Source organism: Dorea formicigenerans (assembly GCF_025150245.1).
GTDB classification, from domain to species: Bacteria; Bacillota; Clostridia; order Lachnospirales; family Lachnospiraceae; genus Dorea; species Dorea formicigenerans.
Window position 1 is genome coordinate 1,439,663 of record NZ_CP102279.1, and the last position, 17,481, is coordinate 1,457,143.

At 41.7% G+C, this 17,481-nt stretch carries 13 protein-coding genes; all 13 read left to right on the forward strand.

Annotated features, from left to right (window positions below):
* The first annotated feature begins 8 nt into the window (after nt 1-8).
* The 13 genes from argH to NQ560_RS07190 all read left to right on the forward strand — a co-directional run bounded on the left by argH (nt 9) and on the right by NQ560_RS07190 (nt 17,452).
* Nucleotides 9-1,388, forward strand: a complete 1,380-nt coding sequence (gene argH, locus NQ560_RS07130) for an argininosuccinate lyase (protein ID WP_005332943.1) — start codon at nt 9-11, stop codon at nt 1,386-1,388.
* Nucleotides 1,389-1,404: 16 nt separating this feature from the next.
* Complete coding sequence (gene asd, locus NQ560_RS07135; protein WP_005332942.1) at nt 1,405-2,490, forward strand: aspartate-semialdehyde dehydrogenase; 1,086 nt, start codon at nt 1,405-1,407, stop codon at nt 2,488-2,490.
* Nucleotides 2,491-2,511: 21 nt separating this feature from the next.
* Nucleotides 2,512-3,207 carry a FadR/GntR family transcriptional regulator gene (locus tag NQ560_RS07140; protein WP_005332941.1) on the forward strand — a complete coding sequence of 232 codons (696 nt, stop codon included), beginning with the start codon at nt 2,512-2,514 and terminating at the stop codon, nt 3,205-3,207.
* Between the two features lie 286 nt (nt 3,208-3,493).
* A complete protein-coding gene (locus NQ560_RS07145; protein WP_005332939.1) occupies nt 3,494-4,714 on the forward strand; it encodes a MalY/PatB family protein in 1,221 nt (406 codons plus the stop codon).
* 16 nt (nt 4,715-4,730) lie between these two features.
* Nucleotides 4,731-6,056, forward strand: coding sequence for an APC family permease (locus NQ560_RS07150; RefSeq protein ID WP_005332937.1), 1,326 nt, complete (start codon nt 4,731-4,733; stop codon nt 6,054-6,056).
* A gap of 122 nt (nt 6,057-6,178) precedes the next feature.
* Nucleotides 6,179-7,459, forward strand: a complete 1,281-nt coding sequence (locus tag NQ560_RS07155; RefSeq protein WP_005332936.1) for an NAD(P)/FAD-dependent oxidoreductase — start codon at nt 6,179-6,181, stop codon at nt 7,457-7,459.
* The gene (locus tag NQ560_RS07160) at nt 7,456-9,594 is read left to right on the forward strand and encodes a molybdopterin-containing oxidoreductase family protein (protein WP_005332934.1); all 2,139 of its coding nucleotides are present in this window, start codon (nt 7,456-7,458) and stop codon (nt 9,592-9,594) included. The genes NQ560_RS07155 and NQ560_RS07160 overlap by 4 nt, the downstream gene beginning before the upstream one ends.
* 4 nt (nt 9,595-9,598) lie before the next feature.
* On the forward strand, nt 9,599-10,111 hold the full coding sequence (locus NQ560_RS07165; RefSeq protein ID WP_005332932.1) for a 4Fe-4S dicluster domain-containing protein: 513 nt from the start codon (nt 9,599-9,601) through the stop codon (nt 10,109-10,111).
* Nucleotides 10,112-10,135: 24 nt separating this feature from the next.
* A complete protein-coding gene (locus NQ560_RS07170) occupies nt 10,136-11,008 on the forward strand; it encodes a DMT family transporter (protein ID WP_005332926.1) in 873 nt (290 codons plus the stop codon).
* A 52-nt stretch (nt 11,009-11,060) separates the two neighbouring features.
* Nucleotides 11,061-11,441 (forward strand): RidA family protein, encoded by a 381-nt coding sequence (locus tag NQ560_RS07175; RefSeq protein ID WP_040015462.1) that lies wholly within the window; start codon nt 11,061-11,063, stop codon nt 11,439-11,441.
* Nucleotides 11,442-11,771: 330 nt separating this feature from the next.
* On the forward strand, nt 11,772-13,055 hold the full coding sequence (locus NQ560_RS07180) for an ATP-binding protein (RefSeq protein WP_005332924.1): 1,284 nt from the start codon (nt 11,772-11,774) through the stop codon (nt 13,053-13,055).
* A complete protein-coding gene (gene ppk1 / locus NQ560_RS07185) occupies nt 13,048-15,153 on the forward strand; it encodes a polyphosphate kinase 1 (protein WP_040015461.1) in 2,106 nt (701 codons plus the stop codon). The genes NQ560_RS07180 and ppk1 overlap by 8 nt, the downstream gene beginning before the upstream one ends.
* Nucleotides 15,154-15,241: 88 nt before the next feature.
* The gene (locus NQ560_RS07190) at nt 15,242-17,452 is read left to right on the forward strand and encodes a DNA topoisomerase (protein ID WP_005332921.1); all 2,211 of its coding nucleotides are present in this window, start codon (nt 15,242-15,244) and stop codon (nt 17,450-17,452) included.
* Nucleotides 17,453-17,481: the final 29 nt, after the last annotated feature.

The window sequence follows — 17,481 nt, forward strand, 5'->3', positions numbered from 1 at the left end:
AAGAGATTATGGCACAATTATGGGGAGGTCGTTTCACAAAAGAGACTGACCAGTTAGTATATAAGTTCAATGCATCTATCTCATTTGACCAGAGATTTTATGAGCAGGATATCAAAGGAAGTATGGCACATGTTACCATGCTTGCAAAGCAGGGAATCTTGACCGATGCAGAAAAAGAGACAATTATTACAGGACTTCAGGGGATTCTTGATGATGTGAAATCAGGAAAACTTGAGATTACTGATAAATATGAAGATATTCACAGTTTTGTTGAGGCAAACCTGATCGACCGTGTGGGAGATGCAGGTAAGAAGCTTCATACAGGACGAAGCAGAAATGATCAGGTTGCACTGGATATGAAGCTTTATATCCGTGATGAAGTGCAGGAGACAGATACATTGATCAAGGAGATGTTAGAGGCGATTCTTGGAATTATGGAGAATAACCTTGAGACATATATGCCGGGATTCACACATTTACAGAAAGCACAGCCAATCACACTGGCTCATCACATGGGCGCGTATTTTGAGATGTTCAAAAGGGATCATGAGCGTATGAAAGACATTTATGCAAGGATGAATACATGTCCGCTTGGATCCGGAGCCCTTGCAGGAACGACTTACCCATTAGACCGTGCCTATACAGCAAAGCTTCTTGGATTTGACGGACCAACTATGAACAGTATGGATGGTGTTTCTGACAGAGATTATCTGATTGAGTATTTGTCAGCGCTTTCCATGATTATGATGCATCTGAGCCGTTTCTCAGAGGAAGTGATCATCTGGAATTCTAATGAATATAAGTTTGTTGAGATTGATGATGCTTATAGTACCGGAAGCAGTATTATGCCGCAGAAGAAGAATCCGGATATTGCAGAGCTTGTAAGAGGTAAGACTGGACGTGTCTATGCTGCACTGACCGGACTTCTTGTTACAATGAAAGGAATTCCGCTTGCATACAACAAAGATATGCAGGAAGATAAAGAACTTCCATTTGATGCAATCGATACAACAAAAGGATGCTTACAGTTATTTGCAGGCATGCTTCGTACGATGACATTTAAGAATGACCGCATGGAAGAGAGTGCAAAGCACGGATTTACAAATGCGACAGATGCAGCGGATTATCTTGTGAATCACGGAGTTCCGTTCAGAGACGCACACGGAATTGTTGGACAGCTCGTGTTACTTTGTCTGGATAAGAAGATTCCGTTGGATGATCTTCCACTTGAGGAGTATAAGAAGATTTCACCTGTATTCGAGGAAGATATCTATGAAGCAATCAGTTTAAAGACATGTGTAGAGAAACGTAATACAACTGGTGCACCGGGTGTGAAACCGATGCAGGAAGCAGTGGATAGTTATAAAAAATATATGGAAGAGTACTAGAAGGGAGACATACGAGATGGATCAGAAATTAAGAGTCGGAATATTAGGAGCAACAGGAATGGTTGGACAGCGCTTTATTGCACTTCTGGAGAACCATCCATGGTTCGAGGTTGTAACAGTTGCAGCCAGCCCGAGATCAGCAGGCAAGACATATGAAGAAGCAATCGGAGACCGCTGGAAAATGGATACACCGATGCCGGAAGGAGTTAAGAAACTGATCGTTGCGAATGTTAACGAAGTCGAGAAAGTAGCTTCTTCTGTAGACTTTGTATTTAGTGCAGTTGATATGACAAAAGACGAGATTCGCGCAATCGAGGAAGCGTATGCGAAGACAGAGACACCGGTTGTCTCCAATAATAGTGCACACCGCTGGACAAAAGATGTTCCGATGGTAGTGCCGGAGATTAACTCAGACCACTTTGAGTTGATCAATGATCAGAGAAAACGTCTTGGAACAACTCGCGGATTTATTGCAGTAAAACCAAACTGCTCTATCCAGAGTTACACACCTTGCCTTGCAGCATGGAAAGAGTTCGGACCAAAAGAAGTTGTTGCTACAACATATCAGGCAATTTCCGGAGCAGGTAAAACATTCAAAGAGTGGCCGGAGATGGTAGAGAATATTATTCCATACATCGGTGGAGAGGAAGAAAAGAGCGAGCAGGAGCCGCTTCGTGTTCTTGGAACATATGAGAACGGACAGATCACACTTGCAGATGCTCCGAAGATTACATGCCAGTGTCTGCGTGTGCCGGTTCTGAACGGACATACAGCCGCAGTATTTATCAACTTTGAGAAGAAACCTACAAAAGAGCAGCTTATTGAGAAACTGGAAAGCTTCAAAGGATTTCCGCAGGAGGCAGGACTTCCAAGTGCACCAAAGCAGTTTGTCCGCTACATGGAAGAGGATAACCGTCCACAGGTAAGATTAGACGTAGACTATGAGAACGGAATGGGTGTATCCATCGGACGTCTCAGAGAAGATTCTATGTTCGACTTTAAGTTCGTAGGACTTTCACACAATACAGTCCGCGGAGCAGCAGGCGGTGCCGTGCTTTGTGCAGAAGCTCTGACAGCAAAAGGATATATTCAGGCAAAATAATCACAGAGGGGATATGAATACATGGCAAAACAGGGAGGTCAGACTCCACTTTACGAACAAGTGGTCAAGATGGTCAAAGATCAGATTGTATCCGGGGTTTATACAAAGGGAGATCTGTTGCCAAGTGAAAAAGAAATGATTGATAATTTTGGGGTCAGTCGAATCACCGTCCGGAAAGCATTATCGATTCTGTCTGATATGGGTTATATCCGAACAGAAAAAGGGCGGGGGAGCGAAGTGATTCTAGATGTAGAAGACTTGCTGTCACGTGGAAAATTTTCAGAAGAGATGACTGCATATCGCAGACTATGCATGGAAGCAACACAGGTTCGGATTTTGTTAGAGCCGGAGATCGCAAGACAGGTTGCGATAAAGGCGACAGACGAGCAGCTTGCATCTCTTCGCATCTGGGAGAATCATATTCGGATGAAAAATCCAACGAATGAATTTCATTTGGCACTTGCAGAAATACTGGGTAATCAGGAACTTGTAGAAATGTTGCAACAGTTGATCGAGGTGGAGGAGTCAAAAGCGCCCAAAGATATGGTGTTGCCAGAACAACAGGAAAAGGTTGCACAGACATTAAGTTTACAACATCAGAAGATTTTGAGAGCAATCGAGGCGAGAGATGCTGAGTTCGCATATTTTTACATGAAAGAACATGAAAAATATGCAGAACAGATGTATGAAGATTATTTCAGACGTGTTATGGCGTAATATATGTTAGAATTTAGATTAGATAGAACCATCTGGATATAATATAGCAAATTGTATTCATAAAAGTTAAAAGTCATAAAAGGATAACAAGAAAGGAAGTATAGAGATATACTTCCTTTCTTGTTATCTAATTCTATAGATAGACATAACAACATGAAAATATTTATAGAAGATGTTCGTTAATATTTTGTGCAATACTGTCAAAAAAACGGCGAAGTTATTATGCGATAATACAGAAAAACGAGAAATGTTATTTACATAATTGATTAAACAGGGAAGATATGTTATGATATATAACAAGTTAGAAGTGCAACAAGAAAGGAAGGTCAAGGGAAATATGTATGATTTTGACAAAGTAGTTGACCGCAGAGGTACAAGTAGTATTAAGTGGAATGTACAATGGGATTTTGGTCAAAAAGACGGATTGCTTCCATTCTGGATCGCAGATACGGACTTCGCATCTGAGCCGAAGATTCTTGAGGCAATGAAAAAAAGATGTGATCATCCGATTTTTGGTTATGCGGATCCATGGGATAGTGTGTATGATGCTATCCAGGGATGGTGGGATCGTAGACATGGATTCCACGCAGAAAAAGACTGGATGTTCATCAGCAGTGGTGTGGTAACCAATATTTACTTTAATATGCAGATGCTTGTTCCAAAAGGAGGGAAAATTCTTGCATTCACACCTGTATACGATCCATTCTTTGCAGCAATTGAAAACAGTGGACATGAATTAGTAGCATGTCCAATGGATCGGGTTGATAATTACTTTACTATCAACTATGAAAGATTCGAGGATGAATTAAAGAATGGTGTAAAAGCGGTTATGTTCTGCAACCCACATAATCCGGTCGGACGTGTGTGGACAGAGGAAGAGCTCCGTAAGCTTGTTGAATTGTGTGTGAAATATGACGTATATCTTCTAAGTGATGAAGTACATGCAGACTATGCTTTGACACGCAACTATACAACGCTTGGAAAGTTCCCGGAGATTTATGACAAACTGATTATTTACACAGCAATCAGTAAGTCATTTAACATGGCAGGTCTTGTATCTTCTTGTCTGATTATTCCAAATGTGGAATTAAAGAAACAGGTAGTTGCAGATTTTGAGTCTCGTTGGATGTTCGGACCATGTGACCTTGCATTTACAGCAATGGAAGCGGCTTATACATACGGTGACACATGGATGGATGAGGCACGCGCATATGTAAAAGCAAATGCAGATGCCACAGAGAAATTCATTGCAGAGAGAATGCCAAAAGTTCAGGTTACAAAGTATGAAGGAACATTCCTGATGTGGCTGGATATGAATTGTTATGGTCTGACAAGCGAAAAGATTACAGAGATTCTTGCAAAAGAATATGGGGTAGCGCTCGGAGACGGCAGCCACTATGGAAAAGATGCAGAAGGATTTATGAGATTTAACATTGGTTGTGCAAGAGAGACTTTGATGAAAGGTCTGGAACTGATGGCAGCAATGTATGATAAGTATGTGAAATAGGAATGAGGAGAACATTATGGGTGAAGAGAAGAAACAGGGAGAACTGAAAAAAGTTCTTGGCCTTGGGGATTTGATGGGAATCGGTATCGGACAGATCATCGGTTCAGGTATTATGTCACTGACAGGTATTTGCATTGCGCTGACAGGTGCAGGAACACCATTTGCTTTCCTGACAGCAGCACTTCTTGTTTTGTGTCCAAACATGGTTCTGGCTGTTCTTGGAGCAGCAGTACCGGCGACAGGTGGCATGTATACATATGTACGTGATTACATAGGAAGAAAGACTGGATTCTTTTATCTGGCACTTCTGGTAGCAGGACAACTAGTCCTTGCAATGTTTGCGATTACGTTCGCAGTTTACATGCATGATCTGCTTCCGGGAACAAATCAGACAGTTGTAGCATTTGTACTTTTAACAGTTTGCTTTATTATGAACATCCTTGGTGTTGAGATGGCTGCAAAACTTCAGAACATCCTCGTTATTGTTCTGGTAGCTGCAATGGCATTATTCATTATCTTTGGGTTGCCAAAGGTTGACTGGTCAGCATTTGACAGCATCGATAAAATTATGCCAAACGGATTTATTAACTTTATGACAGGTGCGAGCTTGCTTACATTTGCCACAGGTGGAGCGGAGTTCTTAAGTGAGCTTGGCGGAGAGATGAAGAATCCTGGACGTGATCTTCCGAGAGCGATGATCGGCTGTACAGTAGTAGTAGCTGTTATCTATGCATTTATCGGAGTTGTCGCAGCAGGAGTCCTTCCGGTTGACCAGATTGCAGGCGAAAGCTTATCACTTGTAGCAAAAGAGATTTTCCCGAAAGGATTGTATGTATTTTTCGTTGTTGGTGGAGGAATGTTTGCAGTAGCATCTACACTGAATGCAAGTTTTACTTGGGTAACAAAAGGTCTTCTTGTTGCAGCTGAGGAAGGCTGGCTTCCAAAGAAAGCGGCATATGTTGGAAAAAGGGGAACACCGGTTGTACTGCTTACAGTATTTTACATTATTGGTGCAATTCCGATTCTTACAGGCATGAGCCTTGAGACAATTTCAAGACTTGGTAATGGTCTGAGCCTGATTTATGTATTATTCCCAATTGCTACAGGATATCTGATTTATAAGAAAAATCCAGAAGCTATGGCAAAATCACCATTCAAAGTTGGAAAAGTTCCACTTTATATCTTTACAACAATAGGTCTGATTGGATATGTAATTGCAGCTGCTTTGAACTTTGCTGATATTCAGAACGCATGGCAGATGATCGTTGTATTCTTTGCAATCGTAATTATCTATGCGTTTGTAAGAGAAAAGAAAGTAAAAGAAATTGTTGGAGAAAAATAAAAACAATGCCGGAAATCATAAATGTGGCACATTTATGATGGTGGAAGGGATGCCAGAAAGCATCCCTTCTTGTGGCAGAAAAGTACCTTATGCCTAAAAAAGCACAATAAGGAGAAATTTAGATGGAACGTTTTGCGATTGTTGGGTTTGGCTGTGCCGGATATCATGCCCTTGCCCAGATTCGGGAGAATGGCTGCGCAGCTCATATAGATGTCTACAGTGATACCGATATGCCTCCGTACAATCCGATGCTGACTACTTATTATGTGGCTGGCAGACTTCCGTACGAAGGCTTGTTCCCGTTTGGAACACTGGAAGAGATTAGAAAAAAATATCAGGCTGATTTCATCACACAGGTGAGAGTAAAACAGATTCTGGCAAAAGAAAAAATCATTATTACAGAAGATGGCAAAGAGCAGAAATATGACAAGATTCTTGTCAGTACCGGTGCAACAGCGTTTGTTCCAGGTTCTTTTGCAACACTAAAAGATGCAAACTGTATGAGAACTGTAGAAGATGCGAAAAGTTTGAGGGAAAAACTGGAAAAGAAAGACTACAAGGATGCGGTAGTAGTCGGAGCGTCCATGGTAGGAATTAAAGTGGCAGAACTTCTTTATCACAGAGGCATTCATGTGACGCTGGCAGACATGGCACCACATATTTTTGCACTTGCAGCATATCCAAAAGTTTCAGAGATAATTGAGAAGAGACTTGCAGATATAGGAATTGATATGGCTTTCGGACAGGCAATTACGAAGGCGGATGAACATACGGATGAAGAAGGAAATGTGACAGGATATACGGTATATCTTGGAGACGGAAGTAAGATTGAGACAGATCTTCTGATTTTGAATATCGGTACAAGAGCAGCAACAGGTATTTTGAATCCAGAAGAAGTTACAATTGAACGTGGAATCATCGTAAATGAAAAAATGGAAACAAGTGTTCCAGGCATTTATGCAGCAGGAGACTGCTGTCAGGGAAATAATTTACAGTCCGGACAGACGATGATCATCGGTCTCTGGGCAAATGCAGGAGTTCAGGGGAGAGTTGCCGGAAACAATATATCTGGCAAGTCAGCTCAGACAGACGGGAATATTTTACATAACATTACACATTTCCTGGACATGGATTTTATTGGACTTGGAGATAACCGCCTGACTGGTGAGGTCTATGAATATGTGAATCCCGGCAAGGGATTCTACTTACAGGCTGTCATAGATAATGGCAGACCGGTCGGGTTTAATATATTAGATAATTATGGAATTTCCGGAGTGCTAAAGGCACATTTGATCCGGATTCTGCGAGGAGAACCTTGCAGATTTACACCGGAGCAAAAAGGACAGCTCTTACATTTCGGAATCGAAGAGTATTTTATTGAGTATTTGGAGGCAGCACTATGACGGATTTAGAAAAAAGAATCAAAGCGAAGATCCCGGGACCGGACACTGGAATTGAGATCAGACGCACCATGTGTGATATCTGTTCTCCGGGAATGCATTGTGGAATCAATGCTTATGTGAAAGATGGAAAAGTCATCAAAATCGAAGGCATGGACGGACATCCCTCTAACGATGGGAGACTTTGCAGCAAAGGGCTTGCAAATCGTGAGTACATTTACCGGGAAGATCGTATCAAAACTCCACTGAAGCGGGTGGGAAAACGCGGGGAAGGAAAGTTTGAGCCGATTTCCTGGGATGAGGCTTATGCTGAGATTGCGGAACAGTTAAATAAATGCAAAAAAGATTACGGACCGGAGAGCGTTGCTTTTTATTCCGGATATTCCAAATGGTACAGACAGATACTCCGAAGACTGGCTTATGCATTCGGAAGTCCGAACTATGGCTGTGAATCCAGTGCTTGTTACACGGCCGCATTTATGGCGTGGAAAGTAGCAGCAGGTGAGCAGGCAGATGGAGACTGGGACCATTCGGATTTGTTTCTTGGCTGGGCATTTAACCCATTTTATTCCAGTTACATGCAGGCGAGACATGCCATGGAACTAAAAGAAAAGGGTCTGAAATTTATTATCGTGGATACAAGAAGAACACCGGCAACAGAAAAGCTGGCAGATCTTTTTCTACAGCCAAAGAGCGGTACCGACGGAGCACTTGCTCATGCGATTGCAAATGTTCTGATTGAGCGTGGCTGGATTGACAAGCCTTATATTGATGAATATGTGTATGGTTTTGAGGAGTATGCACAGTATGTGAAAGGATTTAATGAATCCAATATTGAGGAGATTACGGGAGTTCCGTATGCTCAGGTCGTGCAGGCAGCTGAGATGATTCATGAGAATCCCAAAATGAGCTTTAATGAATCTTCTGCACCAATCTGCCACCATAGAAATGGTTTACAGAATTACCGTGCGATTACGGCGCTTCTTGCAATTACCGGAAACTTTGACCGGATTGGAGGTCAGATTCTGACTCCGCATACTTATATGCATGTGGCATGTGGATTCCCGACAAGAGAAGAAGAATATCTTTATGAGACAAAACCAAAGAATACAAAACTTCCTATCGGAGCCGGAAGATTTCCTCTTTGGGATTATCTGGAAGGAGAGATGCAGTCCATGGATTTGTCCAGGCAGATTCTGGAAGGTACACCGTATCCAGTAAAGGGAGTATTTGCACTTGGGTTAAATGTAAGAATGTTCCCGGAATCTAAGAAAATGTTCGAGGCACTTAGAAACCTTGAGTTTTATGTAGATACAGACTTATTTATGACAGATGCTGCAAAATATGCTGATATCGTGTTGCCAGCATGCTCTTCTTTTGAGCGTGGAGAATTCAAGCCTTACCGTGGAGGACTTGCATGGTACACCAATTCGGCGATCGAGCCGATCGGAGAGGCGAGAAGCGATGTGCAGATCTGTACGGAACTTGCCCGTGTTATGGATCTTCCAGACGAGTCGTTAAAACAAGGCTATGATTATTTTATCCAGCATTATATTCTGGATGATTATCATGTGAAAGTAGAAGACTTAAAGAAAGTCGAATTGCCAGTGAAGATCGCTGAGGTTACGCCGTATGTTCCGATGCAGGATCTGAAAAAAGGACTGAAAACTCCGACTGGAAAATTTGAGTTAAAGAGTGCGATTATTGAACAACACCCGGAATGGGGACTGGATGCATTGCCGACTTACAAAGAACCGTTGGACGATGCCGATCCGGAAAAATATCCATTTGTATTTACATCTGGATCCCGAATTCCGAATGCGCTTCACAGCAGACTGCATAAAGTACCTAGAAACCGCTCTTTGAGACCAAATCCGACTGCAGATATGAATGCACTGGATTGTGAAAAAATCGGAGTAAAAGAAGGAGATAAGATTGAAATCTCCACAGAGCGCGGTGCAATCACAGTCAAGGTAAAACCGACTATGACCGTTCCAGAAGGGCTTGTTAATCTGTTCCATGGTTATTCTGAAGCTGATGCAGAGAGTATTATGGACGAAAATCACCTGGATCCATATTCAGGATTTCCGGCATATCGGTCGACTCGGTGTATGGTAAGAAAAAAGGAGGAGGCATAACATCATGAAGAAATTTTTATTTTTTGATTCTGAAAAATGTTCTGCCTGCGGAGCCTGTGCGCTTGCATGCATGGATCAGAACGATATTGATATTCCGGCAGGAGAACAGCCATTCCGGAATACATTTACACTAGAAGAAAAGACAGGTGCATTACATTTTTATTCGGTAAGCTGTATGCACTGTGAGGATGCTCCTTGTGTTATGGGCTGCCCTTGCGGCTGCCTCTATAAAGATAAGGAGACAGGATTTACACTGTATGATAATACGAATTGCATCAGTTGTCATTCTTGCGCTATGGCATGCCCGTATGGAGTGCCGACATTCCGGGAAAATGGCAAGATGGAAAAATGTGATGCATGCATTGAAAGACAAAAAGCCGGAATGAAACCGGCATGCGTCAAAGTCTGCCCAACAGGGGCGCTTGTACTTCTGACAGAAGAAGAATTTAGGGAAAGACAGAGAATAGAGCAGGAAAAGAAAGCAAAACTGATGATGAAAAAGCAGTTCGAAAGATAAGTTGAGGAAAGGACTTTAAGGTTTATGGCAGTAGGATTTATATTTGTGGCACTTTCAGCTACATGTCTTGGTGTGATGCCCTCATTTCAGAAGCAGGTGTTACTGGATGGTTTGCCGATGAACAGTCTGATGTTCTATGTGAACTGGATTATCACACTGGTGTGTCTGGTTATGGCATTGGTAAAGAAAAGGAGTTTTAGAGCTTTGAAGATACAGATTGTCCAGTCACTTCTGATGGGTGTATTTGGACTTCTTATCACAGCATTATTATTGAATAACAGCTATCTGTATCTACCGGTTGGAACAGCGATTATGTTGAACTTTTTATACCCGTCTATTGTATGCATTGTGATGGGAATAGTATTTAAAGAAGGATTTAGCAAATACCAGATTGCGGCGATTGTTGTATCTGTGATCGGAATGGGCTTTTTAACAGGAGCAGGTGGAAATATGCCGATGATCGGAATTGTTCTTGCTGTTGCATCCGCATTCGTATATGGTGGATATCTGATTGCGAATGAAAAAGGACCGGCAAATGAATTACCGATTGAAGTGAAGCTTTTTTATGTATCACTTCCGGGAACAATTTTGTACTGTTTTATTGCTCCGATGACAGGCACTTTAGTTGCACCGCCAAAGAGCATAGATGTTGCATTTATCATTGCAGTAGGCTTATTTAATGCAGGCGGATATTTCTTTATGATGTATGGAATCAGTAAACTCGGAGCAGCAATCGCATCTTTTGTCTCCATGCTGGAGCCAATTGTCAGTGTGATTTTCAGTACACTCTGGTTCCATGATCCGGTCACGATTGGGATAGTAGTCGGAGGTGGACTTGTCATGGCAAGTATCTTGCTGATTGCCATAGACGGGGCGAAGAAGGGAAATAGTGCATAGCAATCCGGACGGATTGTTACATATAAAATTAAATTTGCAGGAGGAAACTATCATGAGTAAAAGAAACGTAAACAGTGAAAAAGCACCGGCAGCAATCGGACCATATTCACAGGCAATCGAAGTGGAAGGAACGATTTATGTGTCTGGTCAGCTCCCGATTGATGCAGCAACAGGAGAATTTGCATCAGATGAGATCAAAGGACAGACAAAGCAGTCTCTGGAAAATATTGCAGCAATCCTCAAAGAAGCAGGATGCACAATGGAGAATGTCGTAAAAACAACAGTTTTATTGCAGGATATGAATGATTTTGCAGCAATGAACGAAGTATACGCCGGATATTTCTCAGCACCATTCCCGGCAAGAGCAGCTTTCGAAGTAGCAAAACTTCCAAAAGGTGCAAAGGTTGAGATTGAAGCTGTTGCAAAACGCTAATGAAACAAATTACATGATAAGAGATAAGGAAATGCAGTTGATAGTCAGCTGCATTTTTTGTGTCTGTCAGTAAAATTAATGATGTGGGATAATGATGCGAAAATATAATTCTTGTACATTTGTTTATGGTATGTTATACTACTTTCACGCAGATAATGTTCTTATTATCTGCAAAAGTATCTAATAATTTCAATCATTTCGGAGCCTAAGAATGATCGGGCATAAATTCCAAAGTGATGAACAGTTGAGAAACAATATAGTGCGAAATTTGCCTCCGGATATATTTACTCCTGGCTGTTGCCGTGCTATTTTGCTGGGAGGAAGGTAGAAATGAAAAAGGAAGTGTGCTATACTAAAACGAATAAGAAAAGAAGAGTAACAGGAGAGACAGGAATGAAATATGCAGATCCTTATACTCCGGGTGCAGGATTTATGCCAGGACATATTGCAGGACGAAAAGAGACACTGGAAAGAGCAGAAAAATATTTGAATACAATCGTATTAGGATATCCTCAGCAGTCCGTAATTTATTACGGATTACGTGGTGTAGGAAAGACGGTGTTGTTAAATGCAATAGAATGTAAAACGGATGATATGCCAATTTTAATGGGACATATTGAGATTGCAGAGAAAAGAAATTTTACACAGCAGATTACGAATTATTCTAAAAAATTCATTCATAAGATGAGTTTTAAAGAAACTGCGAAAGATTTTGTCAGCAGAGTGCAGGACTTATTAAAAGCATTTACAGTCACTTATAATCCGGAAGATCAGTCTTTCAAAGTTGGAATGGAAGAACGGGAGTATATTGTGACAGGAGATCTGTCGGAGGATCTGACAGATTTATTTGTTGCAATGGGAAAGATGGCTGATAAAACCGGGTACGCAATTTGTTTTTTTGTTGATGAGATTCAGTATATGAAAGAGGAGGAGATTGCGGCTCTTGTAAATGCTATCCACAGGTGTAATCAATTGCGCTTGCCTCTTATGATTTTTGGTGCCGGATTGCCTAAGATTTTGAAAACGCTTGGAAAAGTGAAATCATATTCGGAAAGACTTTTTCGTTTTGAGGAGATTGATGCATTATCAGGGCAGGATGCAAAGGATGCCATCGTAAAGCCGGCAGAGCCACTTGGCGGAAGTTATACAGAAGAAGCTTTAAGATGGATTATCAGTGAGACGCAAGGATATCCGTATTTTATACAGGAATTATGCAGTGCTATATGGGAGCATCTGAATCCGGAACAGACGGTGATAGGTATCGATGATGTAAAAGGGGCCGTTTTAAAATTTTATGAAAATCTCGACCGCGGATTTTACAGGCTTCGTTATGACCGATGTACACCAAAAGAAAAAATGTTTATTTTTGCAATGGCGAAATGTGAGAAATTACCATGTTCGATTTCGAATGTCGCTAAAATTATGGAAACAGAAGTCTCTTCAATATCGCCTTACCGGGCACAACTCATTAATAAAAGTATGATCTATGCAACGGGATATGCGGAGATTGATTTCACAGTGCCGGGGTTCGACCAGTTTTTAAAACGTTTGAATCCGGAACTTCAATTAGATGAGGTAGAGAAAGTTCAGAAAGGGGATGCAGGTGATGAGTAAGGAGCTTTTAAATTATACACAGAACCGGGAACTTTCCTGGTTGAAATTCAATCACAGAGTATTGGAAGAAGCGCAGGATGAGTCAGTACCGCTATTGGAGCGGATGAAATTCGTGGCGATTTTTACCAGCAATCTGGATGAATTCTTTATGATTCGTGTTGGAAGTCTTTATGATATGGTGCACACAGATGCCAAGGCAAAAGACAGCCGGTCCGGCATGACAGCGCAGGAGCAGATCCATGCAATCCTGACAGAAGTTGCACCTTTATATAAAGAGCGCGATAAGACTTATGCTGAGATAAAAAAAGAATTACATCCATATGGTGTGTGTGGGCTTGATTATAAAGAGTTGGAGCCTCAGGAAAAGAAATATGTAAAGCATTATTTTAAAACTCAGATATTACCAATTCTTTCACCTCAGATCGTGGATGCGAATCATCCATTTCCGCATCTTTTGAATAAAGAATTGTATGTAACGGCAAGTTTGAAGATGGATAACAAAAGTATGATGGGAATTGTTCCGGTGCCACAGTTCGTGTCGGACATTTTGTGCCTTCCGGGACATGATATCCGATACATTCGTATGGAAAAGGTCATCCTGGAGCATCTGAACCTGGTATTTCCGAAGTACGAAGTGTCGGAAGCGAATTATATCTGTGTAACGAGAAATGCTGATGTGTCTCCGGATGACGAGGCTTTGGAAGTGACGGATGACTTCCGGTATCTTATGCAGCAGACTATTCACAAACGCCGCCGTATGGCGGTAGTCAGACTGGAGACTGCAAATAAACTGTCTGAAGAGACACAGAAATATTTCTGTGAGAAGTTTGAGATTGAGCCGAATCAGATTTTTCGAACAAAGATGCCGATGAAATTAGATTATATTTTTGGTATCAGTGGGAATTTACCGGAAGCTATGAAACGCTCTCTGACTTATACGCCATTTTCGCCACAGAACAGTGGACATGTGGCAGCAGGTAATGTGATGCGCCAGATAAAGAAAAAAGATATCCTGTTATTCTTTCCGTATGAGAGTATGGATCCGTTTTTGCGCCTTATAAAAGAAGCGTCGGTGAATCCGGATGTTATGACGATCAAGATTACGATTTATCGTCTGGCAAAGAAAGCAAGGCTGGTAGAATATCTGTGTGCGGCAGCAGAAAACGGAAAAGAAGTAACGGTTCTGATCGAACTGCGTGCAAGATTTGATGAGCAGAATAATATTGACTGGTCTGAGCGCCTGGAAGAAGCAGGGTGCCGTGTGATCTATGGATTTGACGGTTATAAGGTGCATTCAAAGATTTGTCTTATTACTTATAGAAGCCGCGGAGAAATCCAGTATATTACACAGATTGGAACTGGTAATTACAATGAAAAGACAGCGGCAATGTATACAGATTTGTCGCTCATGACAGCAAATTCGGCAATAGGGAAAGATGCGGCAGAATTCTTTAAAAATATGTCAATTGGTAATCTGGCAGGACAATATGATTATTTGATCGTATCACCGACCAGCCTGAAGCAGAAGATTCTTTATCTGATGGATGAGGAAATCAAAAAAGGTTCTAATGGGCGGATCATTATGAAAATGAATTCTGTTACGGATGTAGATTTTATACAGAAAGTATCAGAAGCATCACGTTCAGGAGTGAAAGTGGATCTGATCGTGCGGGGAATCTGTTGTATTTTGCCGGGTGTAACTGGCTATACGGACAATGTCCGTGTGATGAGTGTTGTCGGAAGATATCTGGAGCATCCGCGTATTTTCAGTTTTGGAAGTGGAAATGATCAGAAGATTTATATTGGATCAGCAGACATGATGACACGTAATACTGAGAAGCGTGTAGAAGTAGCTGCCCCGATACTGGATCAGGATATCTGCAGGCAGATCAATCACTATTTGAAAGTGATGTTAAGTGATAATGTAAAAGCAAGAGTTCTTGGAAGTGACGGAAAATACAGGCGTAAAGAGCAGAAAGAACCGTATATTGATTCACAGAATGTCTTTATGCAAGAGGCATTGCAGGCAAAACCGCCACAGGAAGTACCGGAGAAAATTGGTTTATTGAAGAGAATCGGACGGATATTCAGCAGGTAAAAAATTAATTTGCTAGTATTCTATGAGGGTGATAAGAATTCGGATGTAATTAATAAAAAAGGTAAAGTAAGGAGTTAACGTAATAAATATGGGGAAATCACTATATATAGCTGAGAAACCCAGTGTTGCACAGGAGTTTGCGAAGGCATTGAAGCTGAACACCAGAAGGCAGGACGGGTATCTGGAATCAGAGGATTCCATTGTGACCTGGTGTGTAGGACATCTGGTGACTATGAGTTATCCGGAGGAGTATGATCCTGCCTTGAAAAAATGGAGTCTTCAGACGCTGCCGTTTATACCGACAAGATTCAAATATGAAGTTATACCGTCGGTAGCGAAACAGTATAAGATTGTAGCAGGGCTTTTGAACCGACCGGATGTAGAGACTATCTATGTCTGTACCGATTCAGGACGCGAGGGAGAATATATTTACCGTCTGGTAGAACAACAGGCGCAGGTACATGGAAAAAATAGACGAAGAGTGTGGATCGATTCCCAGACAGAGGAGGAAATACTGCGAGGAATCCGCGAGGCAAAGGATTTAAGTGAGTATGACAATCTGGCAAGTGCTGCTTATCTGCGAGCCAAGGAAGATTATCTCATGGGAATCAATTTTTCAAGATTATTGACATTAAAATATGGAAATAGCATTTCTAATTATCTTGGAACGGATTATTCAGTTGTTTCTGTAGGGCGTGTAATGACTTGTGTTCTTGGAATGGTTGTAAGAAGAGAACGCGAGATCCGTGAGTTCATCGAGACACCGTTTTATCGTATTCTTGCGACAATTGGAGAACAGGGTCAGACATTTGAAGGAGAATGGCGCGCAGTAAAGGGTTCCAAGTGGTTCGAGTCATTTGATCTATATAAGGAAAATGGATTTAAAGAGCGCGAAAAGGCGCAGCAGGTCATAGATTATCTGACGCAGGAACAACCGGTAACAGGTCAGATTGCGTCCATTGAAAAGAAAAAGGAAAAGAAAAATCCACCGTTGTTATTTAACTTGGCGGAGCTGCAGAATGAATGTTCGAAACGCTTTAAAATCAGTCCGGATGAGACACTGAAAATTGCGCAGGAACTTTATGAAAAGAAATTGACGACCTATCCGAGAACCGATGCGCGTGTGCTTTCCACGGCTGTGGCAAAAGAGATACATAAGAATCTCAATGGACTTATGAAATATGAGTCGGCAGTTTTGTTTTTACAGGAGATTGTAGGATTCGGAAGTCATAAAGGTCTGGCGAAGACAAGATATGTCAATGACAAACAGATTACCGATCACTATGCCATTATTCCAACCGGACAAGGCATGAGTGCGCTAAGTGGACTTTCCTGGACGTCACGGGCGGTCTATGATGTAATCGTAAGACGATTTTTAAGTATATTTTATCCGGCGGCGGTTTATCAGAAGGTTGCCATTACAACAAAGGTAAAAGAAGAGTCTTTCTTTGCAAGCTTTAAAGTACTGGCAGAGCCTGGCTACTTAAAAGTTGTGGGAGTTCCGGGAGAAAAGAAGGGAGAATCTGGCAGCGCTGCAGGAGCAGAAGACAGAAATGTAAGTGGAAGTGTGACTTCCGCAGAAACAGGTGATGGTTCCGGTGATAACAATTCGGGTGACAATGGTGACGGTAACGAAGATATGGCATCGTCCCAGGCATTTTTTGAAAAAATCCAAAGCCTGAAAAAAGGGATGACTCTCCCAATCCAGGGAATGGAGATTAAGGAAGGAAAGACATCTCCACCGAAACGCTATAATTCCGGTTCTCTGATTCTTGCTATGGAAAATGCAGGACAATTGATTGAAGATGAAGAGCTTCGCGCACAGATTAAAGGAAGTGGAATCGGAACCAGTGCGACCAGAGGTGAAATCCTAAAGAAGCTTTTTAACAATAAATATCTGGCACTCAATAAGAAGACACAGATTGTCACACCGACCATGCTTGGAGAAATGATCTATGATGTGGTTGACCATTCTGTACGGTCGCTTTTGAATCCGGAGCTGACAGCAAGCTGGGAGAAGGGGCTGACCTATGTGGCTGACGGAGATATCACCTCTGACGAGTATATGATGAAACTGGACCGCTTTGTGTCCAGCCGCACGGAAGGCGTCAAAGGACTGAATAATCAATATCAGCTCCGCGCCTGTTATGACCGGGTTGCACCGTTCTATAAGAATGAGAAGCAGACGATGAAGTACACAAAATCCAGGCGTGCAAAGAGTGGAACAAAGACCAGTGCAAAATCGGGCAGTAAGTCTAGTGGAAGAAAGAGTACAAAGACAGCAAATGCCAGCAAATAGGTACAATAAAAAAGATTAAAAAAATAATA

Bases quoted from the DNA above. Each gene is read 5' to 3' on its own strand.
- argH (WP_005332943.1), top strand. From the start codon at position 9: ATGGCACAATTATGGGGAGGTCGTTTCACAAAAGAGACTGACCAGTTA.
- asd (WP_005332942.1), top strand. From the start codon at position 1,405: ATGGATCAGAAATTAAGAGTCGGAATATTAGGAGCAACAGGAATGGTT.
- NQ560_RS07140 (WP_005332941.1), top strand. From the start codon at position 2,512: ATGGCAAAACAGGGAGGTCAGACTCCACTTTACGAACAAGTGGTCAAG.
- NQ560_RS07145 (WP_005332939.1), top strand. From the start codon at position 3,494: ATGATATATAACAAGTTAGAAGTGCAACAAGAAAGGAAGGTCAAGGGA.
- NQ560_RS07150 (WP_005332937.1), top strand. From the start codon at position 4,731: ATGGGTGAAGAGAAGAAACAGGGAGAACTGAAAAAAGTTCTTGGCCTT.
- NQ560_RS07155 (WP_005332936.1), top strand. From the start codon at position 6,179: ATGGAACGTTTTGCGATTGTTGGGTTTGGCTGTGCCGGATATCATGCC.
- NQ560_RS07160 (WP_005332934.1), top strand. From the start codon at position 7,456: ATGACGGATTTAGAAAAAAGAATCAAAGCGAAGATCCCGGGACCGGAC.
- NQ560_RS07165 (WP_005332932.1), top strand. From the start codon at position 9,599: ATGAAGAAATTTTTATTTTTTGATTCTGAAAAATGTTCTGCCTGCGGA.
- NQ560_RS07170 (WP_005332926.1), top strand. From the start codon at position 10,136: ATGGCAGTAGGATTTATATTTGTGGCACTTTCAGCTACATGTCTTGGT.
- NQ560_RS07175 (WP_040015462.1), top strand. From the start codon at position 11,061: ATGAGTAAAAGAAACGTAAACAGTGAAAAAGCACCGGCAGCAATCGGA.
- NQ560_RS07180 (WP_005332924.1), top strand. From the start codon at position 11,772: ATGAAAAAGGAAGTGTGCTATACTAAAACGAATAAGAAAAGAAGAGTA.
- ppk1 (WP_040015461.1), top strand. From the start codon at position 13,048: ATGAGTAAGGAGCTTTTAAATTATACACAGAACCGGGAACTTTCCTGG.
- NQ560_RS07190 (WP_005332921.1), top strand. From the start codon at position 15,242: ATGGGGAAATCACTATATATAGCTGAGAAACCCAGTGTTGCACAGGAG.